The organism is Mesorhizobium sp. WSM4833 (assembly GCF_055811095.1).
Map to the genome: position 1 here is coordinate 386367 of NZ_JBVVQG010000001.1, position 24250 is coordinate 410616.

Consider the following 24250-nt stretch of genomic DNA (forward strand, 5'->3'; position numbering starts at 1 on the left):
GGCCGCTACTGGCCGGTGCTGGGCTGTGCCGCCGGCGCGGCGGGTGCCGTCGCCGGAGCGTTTGGCGCAGGCGAAGCCGGCTTTGCCGATCCCTCGCTGCCGTCGGGATTGCGGAAGAAGCGGAAGAACTCCGAGTTCGGCGACAGCACCATCGTCGTTCCGGTGTTGTCCAGCGCCGTGCCATAGGCATTCATCGACCGGTAGAAGTCGAAGAAAGCCGGATCGCGCTGATAGGCTCCCGCGAAGGTGGCGCTGCGCTGGGCCTCGCCCTCGCCGCGCAGGATTTCCGACTCTTTTTGGGCTTCGGCGACGATCTCGACCACTTCGCGATCGGCGCGGGCGGTGATGCGCTGTGCCGCCTCATTGCCGCGCGCCCTCAGCCGGGCAGCTTCCGCCAGGCGTTCCGCCTTCATGCGGTCGAAGGTCTGCTGCGAGACTTCGGCCGTGAGATCGGTGCGGCGAATGCGGACATCCTCGATCTGCAGGCCGAGCGATGTGGCATCGGGCCTGAGCTGGTCGCGGACTTCGCGCATCATCACGCCGCGCTCTTCGGAGAGTGCTGCCTCGAAATCACGCAGACCATAGACACGGCGCAAGGCAGCGTCGAGACGCGTCCTGAGCCGGGCCTCGGCCAATTCGATCTGACCGGACACCGCGGCGCGGAAGACCCGCGGATCCGAGATGCGATAGGCGATGAAGGCATCGACCTCATAGAACTTGCCGCCCGAGACCTGGACGCGAATGTTGTCGAGATCGAAGCGCAGCACCCGGTTCTCGATCAGCTGCACGGTGTCGGCGTCGAAGAACGAGAACGGCGCCTTGAAGTAGATGCCGGGTTCGCTCTTGACGTCGACAATCTCACCGAACCTGAGCACCAGCGCCTGCTGGCGCGCATTGACCACGAAGACCGACGAATAGAGCAGGAACAGGATAACCGCTGCTGCGACGACGATGATGGGAAGACGGTTGGCCATCACTGGTTACCTCCCGTAACGGGGGCGGCCGGTGCCGGCGCTTTCGTCTGCAATGCCGGCAGCGGCAGATAGGGAACGACCCCTTGCCCGTTGCCCTGCTCGACGATGACCTTGCTCGAATCCTTCAGAACCTTCTCCATGGTTTCCAGGTAGAGGCGCTTGCGCGTTACATCGGGCGCCTTGGCATATTCGTCATAGACCGAGATGAAGCGCTGCGCCTCACCCTCGGCTTCCTGCACGACCCGGTTCTTGTAGGCGGCCGCGTCTTCGCGGATCTGTGCGGCCTCGCCGCGCGCCTGCCCGAGCTTCTGATTGGAGTACTGGTTGGCCTGCTCGACGAACTTGTCCTCGTCCTGCTCGGCGCGCTGCACCTCGTCGAACGCATCGGCCACTTCGCGTGGCGGTGCCGCATCCTCGATCGAGACGGCGTTGACGTTAAGACCGGCCTTGTAGCCGTCCAGCGTCGTCTGGATGATCTCACGCACCGAGGCGGCAATGCCCTGGCGGTCGTCGCGGAAGATGTCCTGCGCCGGCCGGCGGCCGACGGCTTCACGCATGGCGCTTTCGGCAACCTGCCGCAGCATGCCGTCGGGATCGGACACATCGAACAGATACGCGCGCGGGTCGGAGACCTGATAGGCCACGGAGAACTGGACGTTGACGATGTTCTGGTCGCCGGTAAGCATCAGCCCGGACGTATTGCCACTTGTCGCGCCGCCGCCGCCGATATCGACGAGCTGCTCGGAAATCTTGGCCGTCTCGACGGTTTCGAGCGGCCACCAATGGAAATGCAGGCCAGGCTGCGACAGTTCGGTCTTCGGCTTGCCGAAGCGCAGTTCGACCGCGACCTCATCGGGCTGCACGGTGTAAACCGCCTTGAACGCCCACAGCACCACAAGTGCAGCCGCGATCAGCGCGAAGATAGCCGGGCTCGCGCCGCCGCCGCCCGGAAGAGCGCGCCGCAGCCGGTCCTGGCCGCGGCGGATGATGTCTTCGAGATCGGGAGGCGAGCCCTGCGGCCCGCTCGGTCCTTTTGGACCCTGCCCCCAGGGTCCCTGATTGTTGCCGCCGCCACCCCATGGGCCGCCGCCACCGCCGCTTTTGTCGTTCCAGGGCATGAATGTCCTTTCGCTTGGAATTCCCTCAAGCGCCGGCATTACGGCGCAAAATCCAGTATTGTTCTTCTATAGGCACGCCACGGGGCGCTTTCAACGCGATGCGCTTCCGACTTCGTCCGATTTGGTCCAGTCGCGACCCTTTGTCTTCCTTCAATGGCTCTTTTTTCGTTCAATGTCTCTCGCGACGCCGCTCGTAAACCGAATAGCGCGTCGGGTGGCTGTCCTTTTCCCCGGCTGGGACGTCCTGCGAGCTGACAATGCGCCAGGAATCGGGATCGATCGGCGGGAAATGCGCATCGCCGTCGACCGCTGCCAGCACATGGGTGACGTGCAGCCGGTCGGCCAGCAGCATGGCCTGGGCATAGATTTCGCCGCCGCCGATGACGCACACCTCGTCGACATCGGCCATGCCGCCCCCGCGCACCGTCGCCAGCTGGATCGCGGCTTCGAGCGAATGTGCCACCTCGACGCCCTCGGCGCGCCAGGTCTCGTCGCGGGTCACGACGATGTTCAACCTGCCCGGCAGCGGCCGACCGATGCCCTCATAGGTCTTGCGGCCCATGATGATTGGCTTGCCCATCGTATCGGCCTTGAAGCGCTTGAGATCGGTGGAGAGCCGCCATGGGAGCCCGCCGTCACGCCCGATCACGCCGTTCTCGGCAATGGCAACGTAGATTGCGACATGCATCAATTTTCGCCCGTCGGCTCGAGGATCAGGATGTCGATATCGCGCTCGGGGTAGAAATCATCCGCCGTCATCTCGAAGGTCGTCGGTCCGGTCTTTTTGACATTGTCGCCGCAGAACGAGACCAGGGCTTTCGGATTGCCCTTGTCGATCGTGAGCTTGAACTTGCCGATCGTGCCGGTGGCCCAGTTGCCGCCGGTGGTCAGGATATAGGCGATGCGGCTCTCGAAATATTTGGGGTAGCCGTCAGGGTCGTCCTTGGCCGCCTTGCGCACCGCATTTTCGAATGTGCCGTCCATGCAATACCGGGTCTTGTAGGCCGCATACTGACCCTGGAATTTGCCGTCGTAGAAGAAGCTGACCGAAGACGTGCCGCCGACGCTCGGCCTGTAGTGGTGGGAAACATGGACGTCCTTGTTGGCCGGAAAGGTCGAGCGCCACCAGTAGGTCGAACGCAATTGCCAGAACGGGGTGTAGACCTTGCTCGTCTCGGTGCCGTCGCTGCCGGTGTCCTCGATGATGATGCCGCGGTTGACCCAGTCATCGACAACCGCTTGCGGCAGCTTCGCCAGCGCCGCCTTCGCCGCATCGCCGAAAGGATAGAACGGCACGTTTTGCGCCTTCAGCTCAGCGCTGATGTCGATGCCGAGCGCCAACACCTTCTGCTCGAGCTGCGGCTTTGCGGCGACACCGTCGATCGTCACCTCGAAACCGAGGAAATTATCGCTCTGATTTTCAGGAATCGCCGGGATTTCTTCGGGATTGCCCGATATGTCGGGCATCGGGAAGGCGACGATGGCCTGGACATCCTGATCGGTGTTGTTGTGGAAGACATAGTCGACCGTGACCTTTTCCGGCGAGATGAAAAGGTCCTCGCTTTGCATCGCCACGGCATCGCTGCGCGACAGGATCAGGCCGCCGGTGCCAAGTTCGGCAACCGAATCATTGGCGAAAGCGGGTGCGGACGACAAGGCCAGCACGGCGGTCAGAACATATCGCAACATGGAAGCCCCCTCGGCTGGAATGCCTGCAGGACCCTAGCCGTTTCAATGTGGCGTTCAAAGCCCTTCCGTATCCGCGGACGCACCAAAGGGAGCTGGACTGCGGTCTGGACACGCGCCTGCGCGGTCTGGACACGCGCCTGCGCGGTCTGGACTAACGGGTTCCGATCGGGCAGGAGTTCGCCCATGCGCAAGCTTCTCGTCATCGGCATCGGCGCCGGCAATCCCGACCACATGACCGTTCAGGCCATATCAGGCCTGAACCAGGCGGATGTGCTGTTCATTCCCGACAAGGGCGCGAAAAAAAATGAATTGGCCGAACTGCGCCGTCAGATCTGCGACCGCTTCGTCACCAATCCGAAGTCGCGGCGCGTCGAATTCGACGTGCCGGTGCGAGACCTCCCGGTAGAAGATGGTCCGGCGCCCTCCTACCGCTCGACCGTCGATGACTGGCATGAAGCCATCGCCGCCATTTACGAAGGCCTGATCCGCGACGAGATTGCAGGCGACGGCTGCGGCGCCTTCCTGATCTGGGGCGACCCTTCGCTCTATGACAGCGCGTTGCGCATCCTTGAGCGCGTGCGCCTGCGAGGCGATGTGGCGTTCGAGCTTGAGGTCATCCCCGGCATCACCGCCGTCCAGGCACTTGCCGCCAGCCACAAGATGGCGCTGAACCGCATCGGCGATTCCGTCCTCATTACCACCGGCCGCCGCCTGACCGAAGAAGGCATGCCGGACAATGCCGGCAGCGCGGTCGTCCTGCTGGACGGCAAATGCGCCTTCAACACGCTGGCCGACAAGGATGTCGTCATCCATTGGGGCGCCTATCTCGGAACGGAAGACGAGATCACTCTCTCCGGCAGAATCGGTGACATCGGCGCAAAGATCGAAAAAGTTCGAGAGGAAGCCCGTCGGCGGAAGGGCTGGATCATGGACAGCTATTTGCTGCGCAAGCCCGAATAGGAAGGCAATAGGGAGTAAGGGAGTAAGGGAGTAAGGGAGTAAGGGAGTAAGGGAGTAAGGGAGTAAGGCAGTAGGGCAGTAGGTGAATGACGTTTTGTGTTGGAAGACAGCACGCGAATGCCGCCCTACTGCCCTACTGCCCTACTGCCCTACTGCCCTACTGCCCTACTGCCCTACTGCCCTACTGCCCTACTCCCTCACGCAGCCTCAATCTCCGCCTGCAACGCCTCCATATGCGTCGCTGCCGCGGCCGCCGCCGCGCGCTCGATGGCGCGGAAGCGGCTGACCACTGCCAGGCCGACCGCCGTCAACTGTGCGCCGCCGCCCTTGCGGCCGCCGGTCTGTGCCGCCACCAGCGGCTTGCCGAATACCCGGTTCATGTCCTCGACCAGGTCCCAGGCGTGCTTATAGGACATCTCCATGCCGCGCGCGGCGGCCGAGATGGAGCCGAAGGCGGCGATCTGTTCCAGGAGTTCGATCTTGCCCGGCCCGACGCGCCCGTCGGGATCGAGATTTATCCGCAAGCTCAGCGACGGCATCTTTGCTCTCCGCGGTCACATCCCAACATCATACTAGAAGCTCCCTGGCGAAACCGCTATTCCAAAAAGACATAGCGGGATCATCCATCCGTCTCGGCGGGCAGGCCGGCGCCGGTGTTCGCCCGATCGAAGCTCACCGTCTTGATCACCGCGAAAATCTTGCCGCCAAGATCAAGCTTCAGCGCCTGCCGCGACTGTTCGGTGATGCGGGCAAGCACGGTTGCGCCATTGCAGTCGATACCGACCTCGACCGCCGGTCCCTCGCCGGGGCTCATCGCGGTAATGGTTCCCGGCAGGATGTTGAGCGCGCTGAGACCCCTCGGCTTTTCGGTGGCGATCATCACATCGCGTGCGCGGATACGGATGCGCACCGGCGTACCTGTCTTCATCGCCAGCTGTGGCACCCGGAGCTCGCCCGCAGCCGAGCCGAGCACGGTCATGCCGAAATTCTCGTCGTGATGCAGCACCCTTGTGTCCAGCACGGCGCCGCCCTCGCCGCGCTCCTCCGCCGGCAACAGGTTGAGCCTTTGCATCACCGCCTCGGTCGGCCCGCTGGCAACGACATTGCCCTGCGCCAGCATCACCACGTCGCTGGCCAGCCGCGCCACTTCGGCGACCGAGTGACTGACATAGACGATCGGGATTTTGATCTCGTCGCGCAGCCTTTCGACATAGGGCAGGATTTCGGCCTTGCGCGCCTCGTCGAGCGAGGCCAGCGGTTCGTCCATGAGCAGCAGTCTGGGGCTGGCAAGCAATGCCCGGCCGATCGCCACACGCTGTTTCTCGCCACCTGAGAGCTTTGCCGGCCGCCTGTTCATGAGCGGCCCGATGCCGAGCAGGTCGACGACGGCATCGATATCGGCGTAGCGCTCCGCCGGCGGCGTGAACCAGCGGCCGTAGCGAAGATTGCCGGCAACGCTCAAATGCGGAAACAGCCTTGCGTCCTGGAACACCATGCCGATGCGGCGCTTGTGCTTCGGCACGAAAATGCCGGCACCGGTATCGACCAGCACACGGCCGTCAACCTCGATGCGTCCCTTGTCGGGCCGGATCAGCCCGGCAATCATGCCGATCAGCGTCGTCTTGCCCGACCCCGACGCTCCGAACAGCGCCGTCAGCCGCCCGGCGCTTTCGAAGCGGGCGCCGATGGCGAAACCACCCAGCCGATGGCTGATGTCGACGAGAACGCTCATTCGATGTCCAGCCGCCGGCCGACACGCCGCGCCAGCACCTCCGAAGCCACAAGTGCTGCCATGGAGATGACAATGGAAATCAGCGTCAGGCGGAGCGCCCCTTCATCGCCACCCGGCACCTGCGTGAAGGTGTAGATCGCCGACGGCAATGTCTGCGTCTCATTGGGAATGTTGGAAACGAAGGTGATGGTGGCGCCGAACTCGCCCATCGCCTTGGCGAAGGCCAGGATGGCGCCGGCGATCAGCCCGGGCAGGATCAACGGCAGCGTGATGGTGGCAAACACCCAGAGCGGATTGGCGCCGAGCGTTCCCGCCGCCGCTTCCATCCTACGGTCCACCGCCTCGATCGATAACCGGATCGCCCGCACCATCAGGGGAAAGCCCATGACGCCGCAAGCCAGCGCCGCACCTGTCCAGCGGAAGGAGAAGACGATGCCGAAATGCTCCGCCAGGAAGGCACCGGCCGGGCCGCGCCGGCCGAAGGTGAGCAGCAGCAGATAGCCGGTCACCACCGGCGGCAGGATCAGCGGCAGATGCACCAGCCCGTTGAGAACGGTCTTGCCCCAGAACTGTCCCCGGGCAAGCAGCAGCGCGATCAAGATGCCCGGCGGCAGGCTGGCGAGCATCGCCACCGTTGCCACCTTGATGGACAGCCGGACCGCATTCCATTCGTCGGGAGTGAGGTCCAGCAGCCAGTTCATAGTGCCCCTTGGAACTCAGTTGCTCGGCGCGAGCACGGTAAATCCCTGATCCTTGAACAGCGCGGCCGCCTTGGCCGACTGCAGGCATTTCAGGAAAGCCGGCGTATCCTTGTCCTTCGAATCGGCGGTCTGGGCAACCGGATAGATGATCGGCGGATGCGAATCCTCCGGGAAGGTGCCGATCACCTTGACGCCCTTTTCGGCATGCGCGTCGGTGGCATAGACAATGCCAAGGGCGGCTTCGCCCGTCGAAACCAGTTTCAGCGCCGCGCGCACGTTTTCGGCCTGCGCCACCTTGCCCTCGACCGAGGACCAGACGCCGAGCGATTCAAGCGCGGCCTTGCCGTATTTGCCGGCCGGCACCGCTTTGAAATCGCCCATGGCGAGCTTGCCGTCGCCGATCAGCTTGGCGAGGTCGAAACCCTTCTCGATCCTGGTGTCGACCGCCGAGTCCTTCGGCGCCACCAGCACGATCTGATTGCCGAGCAGCTTCACTTCGGTGTCCGGCTTGGTCAGCTTCTTGTCGGAGAGATATTTCATCCAGTCGAAATCGGCCGAGATGAAGACGTCGGCAGGCGCCCCGCCCTCGATCTGCTTGGCCAGCGCCGAGCTCGCGGCATAGGAGACAGTCGCCGCCTCGCCGACATCGGCCTCGCAGGCCTTGTTCACCGCGTCGAGCGCGTCCTTGAGGCTGGCTGCGGCAAACACCACCACCTTGTCTTCCGCATGCGCTGCCGGCACGACTGCCATCAGCGCCGCAGCCAAACCGCCAATGGCGATCGCCCTAGATCCAAAACCTGTGCGCGTCATGGAAAACTCTCCCTGGTTTGAAATCCGGCCGGCTCGAAGCCTGCTGACCGATATATCCGTATGAATATAACAAGGGAAGGCCCGGCGCCTCATGAAAGCGTCTGTACGACACCAATTGTTTTGGTAAGACCGGGAAAAGAAACCTTGGAAAGGAAACTCCGGTGAAGATCAGCGCCCGCAACGTCCTCAAGGGAACGATCGCCGAGATCGTCAAGGGAGCCACCACCTCGCATGTCAGGATCGACATTGGCGGCGGCGCCATCGTCACCGCCTCGATCACCAACGAGGCCGTCGCCGATCTCAAGCTCGAAAAGGGCAAGCAGGCCTATGCCGTGATTAAAGCCTCGGACGTGATGGTCGGCATCGACTGAAATTTGCGGCCTTAGACCGCGATCGGCGCCTTGATCGACGCGTCGGCGACGTAGTTTTCCAGCCGGAAATCCTCGAAGCGGAAGGCGAAGAGGTCCTTCACCTCCGGATTGATCCACATCGTCGGCAGTGTCCTCGGCGTGCGCCGCAGCTGTTCGCGTGCTTGCTCGAAATGGTTCGAGTAGAGGTGCGCATCGCCAAGTGTGTGGACGAAATCGCCGGGTTTCAGCCCTGTCACCTGCGCCACCATCAAGGTCAGCAGGGCATAGGACGCGATGTTGAACGGCACGCCAAGGAAGATATCGGCGGAACGCTGGTAGAGTTGGCAGGAAAGCCGCCCTTCCGAAACATAGAACTGGAACAGGCAGTGGCAGGGCGGCAGCGCCATCGCTTCCACCTCGGCTGGGTTCCATGCCGAAACAATCAGCCGCCGCGATTGAGGATTTCTGCGTATCTCCTTGAGAAGATTCGCGATCTGGTCGATCGAGCCGCCATGGCCGTCCGGCCAGGAACGCCACTGCTTGCCGTAGACCGGGCCGAGATCGCCATTCTCGTCGGCCCATTCGTCCCAGATCGAGACGCCATGGTCGGTGAGATATTTGATGTTGGTGTCGCCGGCCAGGAACCACAGAAGCTCATGGATGATCGACTTGAGATGCAGCTTCTTGGTTGTGGTGACGGGAAAGCCGCGCGCCAGGTCGAAACGCATCTGGTAGCCGAAGACGGAGCGCGTTCCGGTGCCGGTGCGGTCGCCGCGGTCGGCGCCGTTGTCCAGCACGTGCTGCAGGAGGTCGAGATACTGGCGCATCGGTTCCGGCTCGATTCGGTTGTCCAGCCATCATAACTGACAGACGGGCGATCGAACACCACAAAGCAGCGCGCAAACCATGCCCGAAGCCAGTCAGTCTCCAACAACATCACCGGCTGGCGCATGGACCGCGCCAGCCCGGCGAATTGAAGCGCGGCCGTCAGAGGGAGCCGAGTTTACCCAGGTCCTTGGCAACCAGGTAGTAGAAGGTAACCCGGTTCTTGGTATTGTCGGCGGCCATCGCCTTGCAGACCTTCTCGATCGAAGCGTCAGCCTTGTTGTCGTCCGATATGCCGAGCTTCTTGGCAACCCAGCCAGCCTTGACGCGCTCCAGTTCCTTCGGATCGGTGCAAGACACCAGCGAGGAATCGCGGTTCCGAAGCGCAATACCAAGATGCTTCACGATTTTGTCGACCACGTCGGCACTCGCCGAGGCATCGTATTTCTTCACGTCTGCAAGATAGTCGGCCATCAAAATTCCCCTCGTCGGCGCCACGGATCCGATCGATGAGGGCTGTGGCGCGCTGCTGCAACTGGTGCGCTATGTCGGTAACTCCTCACCGGGGCAAAGCTTCGGTTGAGACCGCGCTCAAGTCAACCCTTCGGACTTGCGGTTTTGACACGGGGACAAAGTGCCATTGCGGCCTTTCATTTCCTGCGATCGCCCCCTATATTCGGTTTGTCGGCTTGACCGACTATGGCGATAAATGGGCGATGAAATAAGCCGTTCGGACCCGGGGGCGGTACCCGGCGCCTCCACCAAAAGCCGCTGTTGACGACAGAGCGGTTTTTGCTGGGGGCGAAATAGGATCGACGAAGGTGTAAAGATCGTACTTTTGCCCGGCATGGTACCACCGTCATCGGGCTAAACCTGTAGTTGCAAATGACAACTATGCGGAAGCACGTCTCGCCGCGTAAGCGGTGCGATAGCTTCAAATCAAGCCCTAGAGGTTCGCACTTCTAGGCGGGGTTCGGAGGTACCTGGCAACAGAAACCTCCACTTCTCCCCTCCTCCGATATCCAGCATGCGCGACGGCAGTTCCTCCGCGAACGCGCCCTGCCGCGTGCTCCCTCTCCATGGACAATATATGCAAAACGATTCCGATCGATTCTTCGTGCTGACCGGCGGTCCCGGCTCCGGCAAGACGACCCTGATCCAAGCCCTGCGCCGGGCAGGCTTTGCCGCCTCGGTCGAAGCCGGGCGTGGCATTATCCGCGACCAGTCCGCCATTGGCGGACCCGCTTTGCCTTGGCACGATCGCGCCCTGTTTGCCGAGTTGATGCTGTCATGGGAGATGCGCTCGTATCAAATTGCGCAAGAACAGACTGGGCGTCCTGTTTTTTTCGATCGCGGCGTTCCGGACACGCTCGGCTATCTCAGGCTGAGCGGCCTGCCGATACCCGAACACGCCCACGCTGCCGCAGAGCGCTTCCGCTATCATCGGCGCGTCTTCGTCGCCCCGCTTTGGCCGGAGATCTTCGCGCAGGACAAAGAGCGCAGGCAGACGCTCGACGAGGCCGAGCGCACCCACCATGCGCTGGTCGGCGTCTATACGGAACTGGGCTATGAGATGGTTCCGTTGCCGCTGGCCCCCGTCGAGGCGCGGCTGCGCTTCGTGCTGGCGCAAACCGGGCTGTAGCCTTGAAGTCGGACGCAATCGAGCGGGATGCACGATTCAATTCGAATGCATCCCGCTCTGGGGTCTATACCAGTCCCTGGCCGATCTCATCGGTTGCACTGGCGAAGGTCTCGCCGGGTAAGAGCATCTCATTATGGGCTCTGCCCGTCCGGATCATCGGAAGGCAATTGGCGAGTTCGGCAACACGGCAGTCGAAGAGCACCGGCCGGTTTACATCGATCATTTCCTGAATCGCGTCATCGAGGTCGGCCGGCTTCTCACAACGTATGCCGACCGCACCGAACGCTTCAGCCAGTTTGACGAAATCGGGCAAAGTTTCGGAATAGGAATGCGCAAGCCGGTTTCCGTGAAGCATTTGCTGCCACTGGCGAACCATGCCCATGTAAGAGTTGTTCAAGATGAATATCTTGATAGGCGCATTGTACTGAACCGCCGCCGACATCTCTTTCATCGTCATCTGGACAGATGCGTCGCCGGCAATATCGATGACAAGGCTTTCCGGGTGCGCGATCTGCACGCCCAATGCCGCCGGCAAGCCATAGCCCATCGTACCAAGGCCGCCCGACGTCATCCAGCGACGCGGCTTTTCGAGACCGTAGAACTGGGCCGCCCACATCTGATGCTGGCCAACTTCGGTCGTAATGTAGGTGTCGCGATCCTTCGTCAGCGCGTAGAGACGCTCGACCGCGTATTGCGGCATGATCACCTCGTTGCTCATTTCGTAAGAGAAGGAGTTGCGCCCGCGCCAGCGCGCGATCTTTTTCCACCATTCATCGAGGCGTCTTCTGTCAGGGTTTTGCGGCAGCGCACGCCATGAGCGAACCAGGCTGTCCACCACCTTGCCGGCATCGCCCTGGATGCCGACGTCGGCACGGACGGTCTTGTTGATCGAGGAGGGATCGATATCGACATGGATCTTCCTTGAGTTCGGTGAAAAAGCCTCCACGCGCGAAGTCACGCGATCGTCAAAGCGGGCGCCGATGCAGAGCATAACGTCGCACTCATGCATGGCCATGTTCGCCTCGTACGATCCGTGCAGGCCGACCATTTTCAGCCAGTTCTTGCCGGATGCCGGATATGCGCCAAGCCCCATGAGGGTCGAAGTGATCGGGAAATCAGTCAGTTCGACAAGCTCCCGCAGCAGTCTCGATGCCTCCATGCCGGAATTGACGATGCCACCGCCGGTATAAATGACTGGACGACGGGCATTGGCCATCAACTCTATCGCCTTGCCGATCTCGTTGATGTCGCTCTCCACCGTCGGCCGACAGCTCTTCAGTGCAGCAGCATCCGAGGGCGGCGTGTACACGCCGGTGGCAAACAGGACGTCCTTTGGCATGTCGACGAGGACAGGTCCCGGTCGTCCGGACTTGGCGATGTGAAAAGCCCTGTGGATCGTTGACGCCAGTTCGTTGACGTCCTTGACCAACGAATTGTGCTTGGTGCAGGGCCGCGTAATGCCGACCGTGTCGCATTCCTGAAAGGCATCGGAGCCGATCAGCGTTGTCGGCACCTGTCCTGTCAGGCAGACGATCGGCACCGAATCCATAAGCGCATCCTGCAGTGGCGTTACCGCATTTGTCGTGCCTGGACCGGATGTGACGAGCATGACGCCGACCTTGCCCGTAGACCGTGCATAGCCTTCGGCGGCATGGCCCGCACCTTGCTCATGGCGCACGAGGATATGCTTGATGTCATCCTGTTGGAATATCTCGTCGTAGATCGGCAGCAAGGCGGCGCCAGGATAGCCGAAGACATGCTCTACGCCATTGTCTCTGAGTGCGTGGAGAACGATCTCCGCGCCTGTCATGCGCTTGCTCGCGGTTTGAATAGGGTTCTCGCCCGTCATGGTTCTGATCCGTGGTGTTGCGTGATGAGGATGATTGACGGGGCATCGCCCGGATTTCGGGCATAAAAAAAGGCCCCGTCAGGAGCCTGTTTACCGCGCATGGGTGGCTATCGCCGGATGGTTACACCATCCTGCCCATGCGCTTTCCTACCACCACGAGAGCCGTTGCGATCATCATGACCATCGCTGCTACAGCCGAAACCGGGCGTCGTCAACGCCTTTCGGACGGAACTGTCCGCGCCCAATGGCAAAGAGGCCGGCATGAGCCGGCCCCTTCGTTCTCATCGAAAGTCTACTACTCGGCCGGCGCCTCGACGGCCTCGCGAGAGCGGCCGAGCGTGACCTTGGCCAGCGTGAAGGAAATCACCGCGCAGAGCGTGATGCCGGCCACCATCGGCAGCGGCGTACCGTCGAAAAACACGCCGGCAACACCCATGGCCAGTGCGCCGATGGCGAAATGCAGCGTGCCCATCAGCGCTGACGCCGTGCCGGCAATCTCGCCATGCTCTTCCATGGCCAGCACCGACGTGGTCGGAATGACCAGACCAAGGAAGCCGTAGCCGACGAACAGCAGCACCGCCATCACGTCGAGCCGGTCGATGCCCGTCGCCATCACCGCGAACAGCACCACCATCGTCGTGGCATAGCCGGTCACCGCGACGCGCACCACGCGTCGCAGGCCGAAGCGCTCGGCCAGCAGCCCCGTCATCTGCGACATGCCGATGAAGGCGACCGCGTTGATCGAGAAGAACACGCTGTAGACCGAAGGCGACAGGCCGTAATGGTCGATCAGGATGAACGACGAGCTCGACAGATAGACGAAGAAGCTGGCAATGCCGAAGCCGGCAATCGCCGTCAGGCCAAGGAAGTTACGGTCGCCCATCAGGAAGCGGTAGGCCGACAGCGCGGTGCCGAAGGAGGACCCGGCGCGATCTTCCACCGGCCGCGTCTCCTTGAGCGAGGTCGCCAGAAGGATGGTGGCCAGCAGAGCCGCGCCCGTCACCGTCCAGAACACGGCACGCCAGCCGAAATTCTCGATGATCACGCTGCCGGTCAGCGGCGCCAGGATCGGCGACACCGAAAATACCAGCATCAGCAAGGACATCAGCTTGGCAGCCTCATTGCCGGTATGCAGGTCGCGCACGATGGCGCGCGGAACGGCCATGCCGGCGCTGGCGCCAAGCCCCTGCAGGAAGCGGAAAGCGATCAGCCATTCGATGGTCGGCGCCATTGCCGAACCGATGCCGCCGACCATGAACAGCGCAAGGCCGCCGTAGAGCGGCAGCTTGCGGCCGACCATGTCGGAGATCGGCCCGACGACGATCTGGCCAAAGCCCATCGACAGGAAGAAGATCAACAGGCTCATCTGCACGGCAGCGGTGCCGGCATGCAGATCGGCGCCGATCGACGGCAGCGCGGGCAGATACATGTCGATGGCGAACGGGCCGATGGCGGACAACAAGCCGAGCACGACCGCGATGCGGAGGAATTTGGGACTCATGATAGAGGCTTCTTTCAAATCTGGTTGCCGCCGCCAGGCGGCGTCTAACCTAGGACGTTCCATCCCGTGAGATTCCGACACCTCGAGAGCGAGTTCTGTTCGTCTCTTTCATGCGAAATCTCTTTATCTTGTGTCCACAAATTTAGACACTCTTGTCTAAATCGTCAATCGTCTCTATATAGTTTTTTATGAAGCTGCACGTTTCTCCTGACATTTTCCCGCCACGCGGTCATGAGGCCAAGCGCCTGTCGATCGTCGACTCCGCCGCCACCGTGTTTTGCCGCGAAGGTTTCGCCGGCGCCAATATCGACCTGATCGCCGCCGAAGCCGGCGTCTCGCGCCAGACCATCTACAACCATCACGGCGACAAGGAAAAACTGTTCGTCGCTGTGGTCCGTGATCTGACCGAACGTTGCAATGCCGGCATCTTCGCCACCATTGCCACCTTCCCCGATCAGCCGGGGGATCTCGAAGCCGACCTGATCGGCTTTGCGGTGCGCTTGAATCAGAATTGCATCTGCAACCGCGATGGAAAATTCCTGCGCAAGCTGATCCAGACCGAAGGCGAGCGCTATCCCGAACTGTTTGCCGAATGGCGCGAACAGGGACCGGGCAGGACATGGCCGGCAATCGCCGCCCGCTTCGCCCGCCTCGCCTATGGCGGCTATCTCACGATCGAGGACCCGGACGTGGCGGCACGCCAGTTCCTTGGCCTTGTCAATGCCGAACTGCAGACCACCTTCATGCTTGGCGGCTCGCCGCGCGAGGATGAGGTGCTGCAATCCGCGACCAATGGCGTGCGCACCTTCCTGCGCGCCTTCGGCAAGCGCCGCTCCGCGGCATCGTCCGAAAAGCAAAGCGCGCTCACCAGCGCCTGAGCGATCAAATCGCTGGCAATAGTCTTCGCTTCCGCGCGAGGGTGATCTATATGCGGTTTACGCCGCGCTCAAGCTTGATTACAGCTATGCGGACGATTCAACGGAACCCGACCGCCACATGGCCGACGACCACATCCGCTACGACATTCTGGCCCAGGAGGCGTTGCGCGGCGTCATGCGCAAGGTCCTGGCCGAGGTCGCGCGCACCGGCCTCCCCGGCAACCACCACTTCTTCATCACCTTCCTGACCGGCGCGCCGGGCGTACGCGTGTCCTCGCGGCTGCGCGAGCGCTATCCCGAGCAGATGACCATCGTCATTCAGTTCCAGTATTGGGACCTGAAGGTGACCGATACCGGCTTCGAGGTTGGCCTGTCCTTCTCCGATGTGCCGGAAAAACTCGAAATCCCGTTCTCGGCCGTGCGCGGCTTCTATGATCCCTCGGTCAATTTCGAACTCGAATTCGACGTCAAGACGGATGGTGCGGCAGCCGATGAACCGGCTGCGCCAACTCCGGAGCCGTTGACCATCGTCTCCGAGAAAAAGCCGAAGGCCGAGAAGAAGGCCGCCGCGGAGGCGGAGAAGAAGCCCGCGGCCGCGGACGCCGCCACCAAGGGCGCCGAAGTGGTCTCGCTCGACGCCTTCCGCAAGAAATAGGCCGGCGACTTACGCCGTGGCCGAAATCGTCAATCTCCGCCAGGCCCGCAAGCAAAAGGCGCGGGACGAAAAGCTGCGCGCCGCCGAACAGAACCGCGCGCTGCACGGCCGCTCCAAGGCCGAAAAGGAACGCGATCGCGTCGCCGCCGACAAGAGCGAAAAATTCGTTGCCGGGCATCGTCGTGAAAAGCCCGGCGACCCCGGCCGTCAATGAGCCCGGTCGAAAAGCGTTCGGTGACCATTCGCGGCCACCGCACCAGCTACTCGCTTGAAAAGCCCTTCTATGACGACCTCGTCGCGATCGCGGCGGCCAGAGAGCTGACGCTCGCTGCTCTTGTCGCCGAAGTCGACGAGACGCGGCCCCGCGACACCAACCTGTCTTCGGCGTTGAGGCTCCATGTGCTGGAGTGGGCGAAGCGAGGAGAGAGCATCTAAAGGCTTTCGACCGCGTCGTCCTTTTTCCTGCGTCTGGTGCCGAAGCCAAGCAAGGTCGAACGCTCGCGCTCCTCGGCCTGTTTCCTGGACCGCACGCGCATCAGATCCTTCCAGCCGACATAGCCGACCAGCAACGAGCCTTCGCGAGTGACGACGGGCAGATGGGAGACGTTGGCCATCAGCAGCTTGTCGGAGAGGCCTTCGAGATATTCGTCCGGATAGGCCAGCGTCACCTTGCTGCCGGCCAGCAACGCGCCAAGCGTGGTGGTGCGGTGCGTGCCGGCGCGTCTCCAGCGCAAGATCGCCGGCGGATCGATGAGGCCCAGCACCTGACCGTTCTCGTCGACCACCGGGAAACTCGGATGCCGTGTTTCCGGCGCCGTCAGGAAGGCTGCTGCGCCATGCAGCGTCATCGTCGCCGGCACGCTTTCGACCTGCGACGTCATCACCTCGCGCACCCTGGTCAGGGCGAAAGGGTCGACACGGTATTCGCGAACCAGATGGTGTCCCCTTCTGGCGATCTTTTCGGTCAGGATCGAACGCTTCATCAGAAGCACGGTCACGGCATGCGCCGCGGCGCAGGCGGCAATCAGCGGCACCAGCATATGTGTGTTGCCGGTCAGTTCGACGGCGAAGAACGTGGCGGTCAGCGGCGCGCGCATCGTGCCGCCCATGGTGGCGGCCATTGCCAGCAGTGCCCAGAAACCCGGATCCGCGGCAGGCAGAACGCCAGCGAGCACAGCGCCCATAGCCCCGCCCATGATCAACAGCGGCGCCAGCACACCTCCCGACGTTCCCGAGCCGAGCGCTACCGACCAGATGATCGCCTTGACCACCAGCAGCAGGAGTGCCGCCGTCGCGACGGTGCGGCCATCCAGCATGTCGGTGATGTTGTCATAGCCGACGCCGAGCGCGTGCGGTTCGATCAGCCCGCCTATGCCGACCACCAGGCCGCCAAGCATCGGCCACCACATCCAGTGGATCGGCAGCTTCTGAAAACCGTCCTCGCAGGCATAGACCATCTGCGTCAGCAGTCCCGACAGAAGTCCTGCACAAACGCCGATCGCCACCCAGCCGGCAAGGCCGACAAAAGACACCTCCATGCCGCCCTGAAACGGAAAGATCGGCCCGGGCAGATGCAGCATGGTGCGCTCGACCTCGGCGATAACAGCCGCGACCGCCACCGGAATGAAGCTGCGCGGGGTCCATTCGAATAGCAGCAGTTCGACCGCCAGCATGATGGCGGCGATCGGTGTTCCGAACACCGTGGTCATGCCCGCTGCCGCACCAGCCACCAGCAGGGTCTTGCGCTCGTTGTCGCTGACCGGCAGCATCTGCGCGATCAGCGAGCCGATCGCGCCGCCTGTCATGATGATCGGTCCTTCCGCGCCGAACGGTCCGCCGGAACCGATCGAGATCGCCGACGACAGCGGCTTCAGGATCGCCACCTTGGCGTCGAGTTTCGAGCGCCCGAGCAGGATCGCCTCGATGGCTTCGGGAATGCCGTGGCCGCGGATCTTCTCGCTGCCATAGCGCGCCATCAGGCCGATGATCAGCGCACCGATCACCGGAACGAGGACGGCGGCAAGCCCAAGCGGCGTGTTCTCGAGCTTCAGGTCGGCAAGCGAGAACTGGCCGAAATAGGCAATGTTGGTGGCAAGCCGGATCAGCTTCAAAAGCGCGATGCCGGCAAACAACCCGGCTGTCGCCACCACCACGGCAATGGCGGCGACGAGCAGAACCCTGGGATCCGTGGTGAAATCGCGCAGGTGCTCCGGGTTCGAATGATGGGTCTTCATGGCAGTTGCTTCCTGGCGGCGGCCGTATGTCTGGGGTGCGGCACGGTCGAAGCGGCCAGCCGACTTTGTCGGTGGCTATGTATCGTAACACGATATAAATATTCAAGCCGGTTTCGCCCGAAATCCGTTTGAGCTTTCGCCGGAAAACGAACACATGTCTGATATGTCGCAGCCACGAGAACAACGTCCCGCCATCAGCCAGGCCGATTACCAGCGGCTGTCGGAGTTTCGCTACCTGATCCGCCGGTTCCTCGAATTCAGCCAGGTCCAGGCGGAAGACGCCGGCCTGACCCCGCGCCAGCATCAGGCGCTGCTGGCGATCAAGGGATTCCCCGGCGGCGGCCCGGTGACGGTTGGCGATCTCGCGGAACGCCTGCGCATTCGCCACCACAGCGCCGTCGAACTGGTCAACCGTCTCGGCGAGGCAGGGCTGGTCACAAGGGATCAGGACAAGGACGACCATCGCCGCGTGCTGCTGCAACTGACCGAGCGCGCCGACGATTGCCTGGCCGAGCTGTCGGCGGCGCATCTCGACGAGCTGTCACGCATCGAACCGATGCTGCGGCGGCTGCTCGATCGAGACCGTGGGTAGTCGACTACTACTGCAGCGACTTCAGCAGATTGTCGATCGTGAACGGATTGGACTTCGGCTTGGCCGGCGGCGGATTGTCGTTGGCCTGCGGCAGCGGGGCACGCTCCACCTTCGGAGGCTGCGCGGCCTTGCGTTCGGCTTCGAGCCTTGCCTTTTCCTGCGAGGCAATACGCATCGCCTCTTCCGCCTTCTGCCGCTCCTGCTCGTCCTGCGCCTTGGCGGCCTCGTCGGCGGCCTGCTTTTCGGCAGCCGCCTTCGCTTCGGCATCGGCCTTGGCTTTGGCATCTGCGTCCGCCTTGGCTTTCGCCTTCGCGTCGGCCTGAGCCTTTGCGTCCGCCTCAGCCTGAGCCTGTGCATCCGCTTCGGCCTTGGCCTTGGCGTCAGCTTCGGCTTTGAGCCGCGCTGCGTCCTCCTGCCGGCGCATTTCCTCGGCCGCCTTGTCGCGAGCATCCTGCAGCGCAGCGTAATAGCGCACTTCGCGCCGCAGCCGCTGCTTCTCGAGCAGCGCGGCCTGCATCGCCTCGACGCGCTGCTGCTCCTTCTCCAGCGCGCGCTGGGTCAGGAACTGCGCCAGCGGCTCACTGTCGAATGCTCGTTTGACCGCGCCGAACGGCCCCTCGGCGGTGAAATTCACAACCGGCTCGGAGCCGACCAGCGCCTCGTCGCCAGGCTGATAAGTGATCGCACCCTTGGCCGACACCGTGGCCGCGTTGAGATCCGCCGTGATGTCGGCGGACAAGGTCGCCGCTGGATTTTCCAGGCTGACCGGCGGCGCCCGCAGCGTGCCGCCGGCAACCGTGAAGGCTATGTCGGTATCGCCGGCGGCAAAACTGCCATCAGCGGCGATCTCGGGCGCGAAGCCGGCGGTCTTGGCCGCATCGATGTCGCGCCCGATCGCATCCGCCTTGGCGAGGAACGCACTGAACGCATCTGGATTGAGGCCAGCAACTTTCACGCCCTTCAACGCCGCAGTTCCGGAGCCTGACAAGGCAGCCACCATCCCTTCGACCGATTTGCCGCTGCTTGACAGCGCCGTCGACAAATCGCCGATGCCGCTGATGCCGGCATCCGGCAGCACGGTCGCCAGATCGGCGCCCGCCAGTTTCATCTGGCCAGAGAACAGCCCGGTGCCGTTGTTGTTCTTCAACTCGAATAGGCCGGTCAGCGCCCCGCCCAGCAACTTCGCCTTGAGATCCGAAACGCGGATGCCTTCCTGGTCGAGCTTGAGCGAAAAGGCGGCGTCATAGGCGGTGGCGAACCGGCCGGCGGCCAGTGCTGCCGTCGTCAGGTCGAGGTCGGCGGTGAATGGCAGGCTGGATTTCTGGCTGAACGGCGTCGCCGGCCACACGCCACCCTTGCCTGCCCCGTCTTTGGCTGCGCCCTCCTTGTCGGCCAGAAAGGCGGAGTCGCCGAACAGCGCCACCGCCAGGGGATCGAGGTCGAGTTCGTCGAGCGCCAGCGCCCCGGCCAGATGTGGCACGCCGTCCTTTACATCGATATTGACGTCGCCGGACACCGCCGCTTCGTTGATGGCGCCACTGAGTTCGTCCAGCACCAGCAGGCCGTTGCCGTAGTCGCCCTGCGCGGCGAGCGACGTCGACATGCCCGCCCCCATGCCTGGCAGGCCGATGCCCGACGTCATCAGCCATGGCTCGATGTCGGCGGCATCGAGGCTGAGCTTGCCCTTGGCGGCGAGGCCTTGCGGCGTGTCGGCGATCGTTCCCTCGAAACCGGCCTTGAAGTCATTGCCGGCAAGGCTGAAATTCGTCGCCAGGCCGCCGCCAAACGTGCCCTTGGCCTGAATATCGGTGTTTGCCTCGCCCAGCATGCCGAGCGGCAGCGCCGGCAGGCCATAGAGCGCCAGCAGCGCGGTGGCATCAGGATTCTTGGCGTTGAAGGTCAGCGCCACCGGCGCTTCGAGAAGCTTGTCCACCGCCCCCTTCCCCGACAGCGACGCCGAAAAGGCCGAGCCGCCGGCCCTGCCTTGCCCGCTTACCGCCAGGCCCGTGGTGCCGTCGCCATTGTCGGCTGCACTCGCCACCAGGTCGATGCGCGCATCCTGGAACAGCTCGGGATAGGCAGCAGCACGGCTCGACAGTCCCTTGAGCACGGCACTGTCGGGATAGTGCTGGGCGGCGACATCGATCAGCGGCTTCAGATCGACGGCAACCACCGACGCATCGAGCTTGCCGGTCGGGCTCGCGGGGAAATCCTTGATCCGGCCGGTGGCGCTGATCGAGGCGCCGGCCAGCCCGCCCACCGAAAGCCGGTCGATTTCGAGCAGCCCGTCGCGCAGCCTGAGCGCCGTGTCGACCGTGTCGGCGGTCAACCCACCGGCGTTGACCGGCCCGGCCTTGATCTGGAAATCGAGGTCGCGGTCGGCAAAGCGATTGGCGCCCTTGTCGCTGACGAAGATCGAGGCGAAGGCCGCCAGCCCGTCGACATCGAGATCACCGCCTTCAAGCCGCATCAGCACCGAGGGCTTGGCATCCTCGGGCTGGCTGGAATCGATGCGGCCGGAAAACTTCGCCTTGCCCAGGATCAGTTCGAGATCGCTGAAGGCCTGGCGCTTCTGCGAGAGGTCGACCTTGGCCTTGAAGCCGGCGGCCGGCAGGCGGCGGATCGCCTCGTCGACATCCTTCGACAGCCAGGCGGCAAAGCCGGAAGGTTGCGCCACGGCCAGCAGCAGCGAGCCGTTGAAGCCGAAATGACCTTCCAAGTTGAGCACCAGCATGCCATCGGCTTCCAGCGTGGTGCGGCCGGGCAAGGTCGCGGCAAGCGATTTCACCGACCAGCCGCCATCGACCGGCTCGGCGGAAAGATGCACGTCGCGCACCGTGGTGTCGCCGACCACCACCGCCGGCAGCTTGACCTCGACCGTGCCGGGGATGGTCGGCTTCGGCATATCGAGCAGCGCTTGCTCGAACGCCGCGATGCGCTGGTCCAGCGTCAGGCCGGCGCCGGCTTCGGCGCCCACCGCCTCGTCGAACTGCACCTGCGCGCCATTGGCCTCGATGGCGAAACTCGGTTTCAGCCCGAGATCGACAGAAGCCTTGCCATCGGCGGTGTAGGGGTTGTCGAGCGGCCCGGTCTCGAAGCGGAATTCGTCGACCCCGAGTTTCTGGTGGTCGAGCGAAAATTTGCCGTTCAGCCGAAAGCCCGGATCGGGCTTACCGCCCGAGACTTTCACCGTCTCGCCATCGGTGCCGCGCAGCTCGGCGCTGTTCTTGTCGGCACCGGAAATCTTGAACTGGCCGGAGTAGACGGCGGCTCCATTGACGATGCCGGCATTGCCGTCGGTCTCGATGACCAGCGGATACGCGTCCGGATCGGCCTTCAGCCGAAACCGCATCTGTCCTGAGCCTTCGGCCTTGCCGGTGGACGCGGTGACCGCGGTGCGCAACCCGTCCAGCCGCAGCGTGCCGTCCATGCGCCATGGGCCGGCCAGCGACTTGGCCGAGACGGTCGAATTGATCTCGGAAAACAGATGGCTGCGCCCGCCAGCGGCATGGCGAACTTCGATCTGACCCTCCGTCACCGTCAGCTTCTCGATCGAGATCTGGCTGGGGTCGAAGGGCGAGGACGGCCGTATCGCCCAGTCGACAGTGCCGTCATTGGCGATATCGATGGTCGCTTTCGGCCGCACCAGCCGCATGTCGAAGATCAGCACTTCACCGCGCAGGAAGGGCGCCAGTTCCGCATCCATCGAAAACGTCTCGACCGTCATGGCCGGCTGGCCGTTGGGGCCGCCGGCGACGGCGACATCCGAGAAGGTCACCGAAGGGAACGGCAACAGCCTTGCCGTGGCGTCGCCCTGCACGGTCACCTTGCGGCCGAGAATGGCGCTCGCCTCGCGCTCGAAGTCGGCGCGGTAGCCGGTCCAGTCGATAAAATACGGCACCACCAGCGCCGCACACAGCACCAGCACGAACAGGCCACCGAAGATCACGAACAGGCGTGCGAGCATCAGCTCCGAACAGGTTGGTTGAATTTCCGCCGCACTCTACCCGCATCCGCGTGTCGATAAAGAGGCAATTCATCCAGTTGCGCGATCTCCGGTGATCTGAAACAAATCCCGGCGAAGCGGAGAAATCGGATGTCGGGCAAGAACTGGGATCGCGTGCCGATCGATGCGCAAAGTGTCGACGCTCCGCTGTCGCTTTCGGCGGTCTTTCTTGTCGTCGCCGTCGCCAGTGGGCAGAGCGCGCTCGCCAAGGTTGCGTCGGTGCTCGGCAAACTCGACGACCTGGTCAAAAATGTCGGATTCCGCGACCTTTCCGGGCGGCTGTCGTGCATCGCCGGCATCGGCCGCGATCTCTGGGATCGTCTCTCTCCAGACCGGCGGCCGCTGGAACTGAAACCGTTCGCGCCGATCAAGGGTGCCGTTCATTCGGCGCCTTCGACCGCCGGCGATCTTCTCTTCCACATCCGCTCCGAGCGACCCGACATGTGCTTCGAGTTCGAGCGCATCCTGCTCGACAATCTCGGTGACGGCGTAAGCGTCATCGATGAGGTTTCCGGCTTTCGCTATTTCGATGCGCGCGACCTGCTCGGCTTCGTCGACGGGACCGCCAACCCGACCGGCCTCGACTTGCCCGCCTCTGCGCTCATCGGCGATGAAGACGCCGACTTCGCCGGCGGCAGCTATGTCGTCGTCCAGAAATATCTCCACGACATGCAGGCCTGGGCGCGCATTCCGACGCCCGAGCAGGAAGCGATCATCGGCCGCACCAAGATCGACAACATCGAAATCGACGATGACGATGCGCCGCGCAAATCGCACAAGTCGCTGGCCACCATCGAGGATGCCGCCGGCAACGAGTACGATATTTTGCGCGACAACATGCCGTTCGGCAGGCCGGGGCAGAACGAGTTCGGCACCTACTTCATCGGCTATTCCAGATATCTTTGGGTCACCGAAAAAATGCTGCAGCGCATGTATATCGGCGAGCCGCCGGGCGCCTACGACCGCCTGCTCGATTTCTCCACGCCGCACACCGGCACGACATTTTTCGCGCCAACCCGCCCCATGCTGCAGACGCTTGTCGAGGGCGGACAGGCGAAGCCTGCTGCACGGTAGGCAGGCGTCCTCAACGATTTCAGCCCGCGATCACCGCGAATTCAGCGTGCGTCGCGCTTTGCCTGTGCCACCTTGGCCGCCCTGCGCTGCCGGCCGAGTTCCATTGGCCGGACCAGATCCGGCGCCCTCTGGTTCGCCACCGGCCGCATACCCCTGCGCGCGGTGCGCGAGTTGAAGGCGGGGCCGTCCGATGCCGCCCCTTGCTTCATCACCAATGCTTTGCGCGCATTCTCGATCAGCGAAACGCTGGCGGCCAGTTGCCGGCGCCGCTCGGCCTCGCCATTCAGGCGCCGCATGGCCATGGCCAGCACCGCAAGCTTGAGCTGCGACCCGCCATCAGCCTTCGAAGGCGTAGCGCCCTTCGCCGCGCCCTTGCCCCGGATCTCACGCCGGCGGCGGTGTGCTTCGGTCTGCGCCTTGTCGCGCCGCTCCCGCAACAGCTTGACCAGGCCGGCAAGATCGGCGTCGGAGAGCTCCTGCACCGCCGGATGGTGAGACTTCTCCACCAGATCGTGTTCGTCGGCACTCAGCGCGCGCGCTTCTTCCTTGCGTGAAATCGCCATGGCATCCTCCTCCGCTGGCACGCCTGTTGGCTTCAGGCCCTGCTACCGGCCAAGCCTCGGCCCGAATGGTGGCGCGGTCAAGACTGGCCGCCTACGA

The 24250-nt window shown here is 63.2% G+C and carries 24 protein-coding genes and 1 other RNA gene; 10 read left to right on the plus strand and 15 right to left on the minus strand.

Annotation, left to right across the window (positions count from 1 at the left end):
* Window positions 1–5: 5 nt before the first annotated feature.
* From hflC to AC0L2D_RS01960, 4 genes are all read right to left on the minus strand, one after another.
* Complete coding sequence (gene hflC, locus AC0L2D_RS01945; RefSeq protein ID WP_063168276.1) at window positions 6–974, minus strand: protease modulator HflC; 969 nt, start codon at window positions 972–974, stop codon at window positions 6–8.
* On the minus strand, window positions 974–2092 hold the full coding sequence (gene hflK / locus AC0L2D_RS01950; RefSeq protein ID WP_473540223.1) for an FtsH protease activity modulator HflK: 1119 nt from the start codon (window positions 2090–2092) through the stop codon (window positions 974–976). The genes hflC and hflK overlap by 1 nt, the downstream gene beginning before the upstream one ends.
* A 169-nt stretch (window positions 2093–2261) precedes the next feature.
* Window positions 2262–2780: a dihydrofolate reductase gene (locus tag AC0L2D_RS01955; RefSeq protein ID WP_473540224.1), complete on the minus strand. Its 519-nt coding sequence runs from the start codon at window positions 2778–2780 to the stop codon at window positions 2262–2264.
* The gene (locus AC0L2D_RS01960; protein WP_063168277.1) at window positions 2780–3781 is read right to left on the minus strand and encodes a DUF4424 domain-containing protein; all 1002 of its coding nucleotides are present in this window, start codon (window positions 3779–3781) and stop codon (window positions 2780–2782) included. Before AC0L2D_RS01960 ends, AC0L2D_RS01955 begins: the two co-directional genes overlap by 1 nt.
* Before the next feature lie 183 nt (window positions 3782–3964).
* Between AC0L2D_RS01960 and cobF the strand changes: the two genes are divergently transcribed.
* The gene (cobF, locus tag AC0L2D_RS01965; protein WP_013531027.1) at window positions 3965–4741 is read left to right on the plus strand and encodes a precorrin-6A synthase (deacetylating); all 777 of its coding nucleotides are present in this window, start codon (window positions 3965–3967) and stop codon (window positions 4739–4741) included.
* Between the two features lie 197 nt (window positions 4742–4938).
* Here cobF and AC0L2D_RS01970 read toward each other — a convergent pair whose 3' ends face one another.
* The 4 genes from AC0L2D_RS01970 to modA form a co-directional block, all read right to left on the minus strand.
* Window positions 4939–5280: a winged helix-turn-helix domain-containing protein gene (locus tag AC0L2D_RS01970; protein ID WP_473540225.1), complete on the minus strand. Its 342-nt coding sequence runs from the start codon at window positions 5278–5280 to the stop codon at window positions 4939–4941.
* An 80-nt stretch (window positions 5281–5360) separates the two neighbouring features.
* Entirely contained in the window at window positions 5361–6473 is a 1113-nt protein-coding gene (gene modC / locus AC0L2D_RS01975; RefSeq protein ID WP_473540226.1) for a molybdenum ABC transporter ATP-binding protein, read from the minus strand.
* On the minus strand, window positions 6470–7174 hold the full coding sequence (gene modB, locus AC0L2D_RS01980; protein WP_063168280.1) for a molybdate ABC transporter permease subunit: 705 nt from the start codon (window positions 7172–7174) through the stop codon (window positions 6470–6472). The genes modC and modB overlap by 4 nt, the downstream gene beginning before the upstream one ends.
* Before the next feature lie 15 nt (window positions 7175–7189).
* Window positions 7190–7984, minus strand: coding sequence for a molybdate ABC transporter substrate-binding protein (gene modA / locus AC0L2D_RS01985; protein ID WP_473540228.1), 795 nt, complete (start codon window positions 7982–7984; stop codon window positions 7190–7192).
* A 161-nt stretch (window positions 7985–8145) separates the two neighbouring features.
* On the opposite strand from modA, the gene AC0L2D_RS01990 reads away from it, so the two are divergent.
* Complete coding sequence (locus AC0L2D_RS01990) at window positions 8146–8355, plus strand: TOBE domain-containing protein (protein ID WP_013531022.1); 210 nt, start codon at window positions 8146–8148, stop codon at window positions 8353–8355.
* An 11-nt stretch (window positions 8356–8366) separates the two neighbouring features.
* Here the strand turns inward: AC0L2D_RS01990 and AC0L2D_RS01995 are convergent, their stop codons facing one another.
* Window positions 8367–9161, minus strand: coding sequence for a thymidylate synthase (locus AC0L2D_RS01995; RefSeq protein ID WP_024501420.1), 795 nt, complete (start codon window positions 9159–9161; stop codon window positions 8367–8369).
* 160 nt (window positions 9162–9321) lie between these two features.
* Window positions 9322–9633, minus strand: coding sequence for a DUF2853 family protein (locus AC0L2D_RS02000; protein WP_275952761.1), 312 nt, complete (start codon window positions 9631–9633; stop codon window positions 9322–9324).
* 170 nt (window positions 9634–9803) lie between these two features.
* On the opposite strand from AC0L2D_RS02000, the gene ssrA reads away from it, so the two are divergent.
* Window positions 9804–10163: a transfer-messenger RNA gene (gene ssrA / locus AC0L2D_RS02005) on the plus strand.
* Between the two features lie 86 nt (window positions 10164–10249).
* Window positions 10250–10801: an AAA family ATPase gene (locus tag AC0L2D_RS02010; RefSeq protein WP_473540230.1), complete on the plus strand. Its 552-nt coding sequence runs from the start codon at window positions 10250–10252 to the stop codon at window positions 10799–10801.
* A 64-nt stretch (window positions 10802–10865) separates the two neighbouring features.
* Here AC0L2D_RS02010 and AC0L2D_RS02015 read toward each other — a convergent pair whose 3' ends face one another.
* Both AC0L2D_RS02015 and AC0L2D_RS02020 read right to left on the minus strand, forming a co-directional pair.
* Window positions 10866–12650: an acetolactate synthase 3 large subunit gene (locus AC0L2D_RS02015; RefSeq protein WP_473540231.1), complete on the minus strand. Its 1785-nt coding sequence runs from the start codon at window positions 12648–12650 to the stop codon at window positions 10866–10868.
* 295 nt (window positions 12651–12945) lie between these two features.
* A complete protein-coding gene (locus AC0L2D_RS02020) occupies window positions 12946–14151 on the minus strand; it encodes a multidrug effflux MFS transporter (RefSeq protein WP_473540232.1) in 1206 nt (401 codons plus the stop codon).
* 188 nt (window positions 14152–14339) lie between these two features.
* On the opposite strand from AC0L2D_RS02020, the gene AC0L2D_RS02025 reads away from it, so the two are divergent.
* From AC0L2D_RS02025 to AC0L2D_RS02040, 4 genes are all read left to right on the plus strand, one after another.
* Complete coding sequence (locus AC0L2D_RS02025; protein WP_473540233.1) at window positions 14340–15029, plus strand: TetR/AcrR family transcriptional regulator; 690 nt, start codon at window positions 14340–14342, stop codon at window positions 15027–15029.
* Between the two features lie 118 nt (window positions 15030–15147).
* Window positions 15148–15684 carry an SspB family protein gene (locus AC0L2D_RS02030; RefSeq protein ID WP_013531016.1) on the plus strand — a complete coding sequence of 179 codons (537 nt, stop codon included), beginning with the start codon at window positions 15148–15150 and terminating at the stop codon, window positions 15682–15684.
* A 16-nt stretch (window positions 15685–15700) separates the two neighbouring features.
* Entirely contained in the window at window positions 15701–15898 is a 198-nt protein-coding gene (locus AC0L2D_RS02035) for a DUF4169 family protein (RefSeq protein ID WP_024501426.1), read from the plus strand.
* On the plus strand, window positions 15895–16119 hold the full coding sequence (locus AC0L2D_RS02040; protein ID WP_473540234.1) for a ribbon-helix-helix domain-containing protein: 225 nt from the start codon (window positions 15895–15897) through the stop codon (window positions 16117–16119). The genes AC0L2D_RS02035 and AC0L2D_RS02040 overlap by 4 nt, the downstream gene beginning before the upstream one ends.
* On the opposite strand, the gene AC0L2D_RS02045 is transcribed toward AC0L2D_RS02040, so the two are convergent.
* Complete coding sequence (locus AC0L2D_RS02045; RefSeq protein WP_013531013.1) at window positions 16116–17918, minus strand: chloride channel protein; 1803 nt, start codon at window positions 17916–17918, stop codon at window positions 16116–16118. The genes AC0L2D_RS02040 and AC0L2D_RS02045 overlap by 4 nt on opposite strands.
* Before the next feature lie 154 nt (window positions 17919–18072).
* Between AC0L2D_RS02045 and AC0L2D_RS02050 the strand changes: the two genes are divergently transcribed.
* Window positions 18073–18510 carry a MarR family winged helix-turn-helix transcriptional regulator gene (locus tag AC0L2D_RS02050; RefSeq protein WP_013531012.1) on the plus strand — a complete coding sequence of 146 codons (438 nt, stop codon included), beginning with the start codon at window positions 18073–18075 and terminating at the stop codon, window positions 18508–18510.
* 7 nt (window positions 18511–18517) lie between these two features.
* On the opposite strand, the gene AC0L2D_RS02055 is transcribed toward AC0L2D_RS02050, so the two are convergent.
* On the minus strand, window positions 18518–22477 hold the full coding sequence (locus tag AC0L2D_RS02055) for an AsmA family protein (RefSeq protein WP_473540235.1): 3960 nt from the start codon (window positions 22475–22477) through the stop codon (window positions 18518–18520).
* A gap of 129 nt (window positions 22478–22606) precedes the next feature.
* On the opposite strand from AC0L2D_RS02055, the gene AC0L2D_RS02060 reads away from it, so the two are divergent.
* Entirely contained in the window at window positions 22607–23590 is a 984-nt protein-coding gene (locus AC0L2D_RS02060) for a Dyp-type peroxidase (RefSeq protein ID WP_224621281.1), read from the plus strand.
* Window positions 23591–23631: 41 nt separating this feature from the next.
* Here AC0L2D_RS02060 and AC0L2D_RS02065 read toward each other — a convergent pair whose 3' ends face one another.
* Window positions 23632–24153, minus strand: coding sequence for a hypothetical protein (locus AC0L2D_RS02065; RefSeq protein WP_013531009.1), 522 nt, complete (start codon window positions 24151–24153; stop codon window positions 23632–23634).
* Between the last annotated feature and the right edge of the window lie 97 nt (window positions 24154–24250).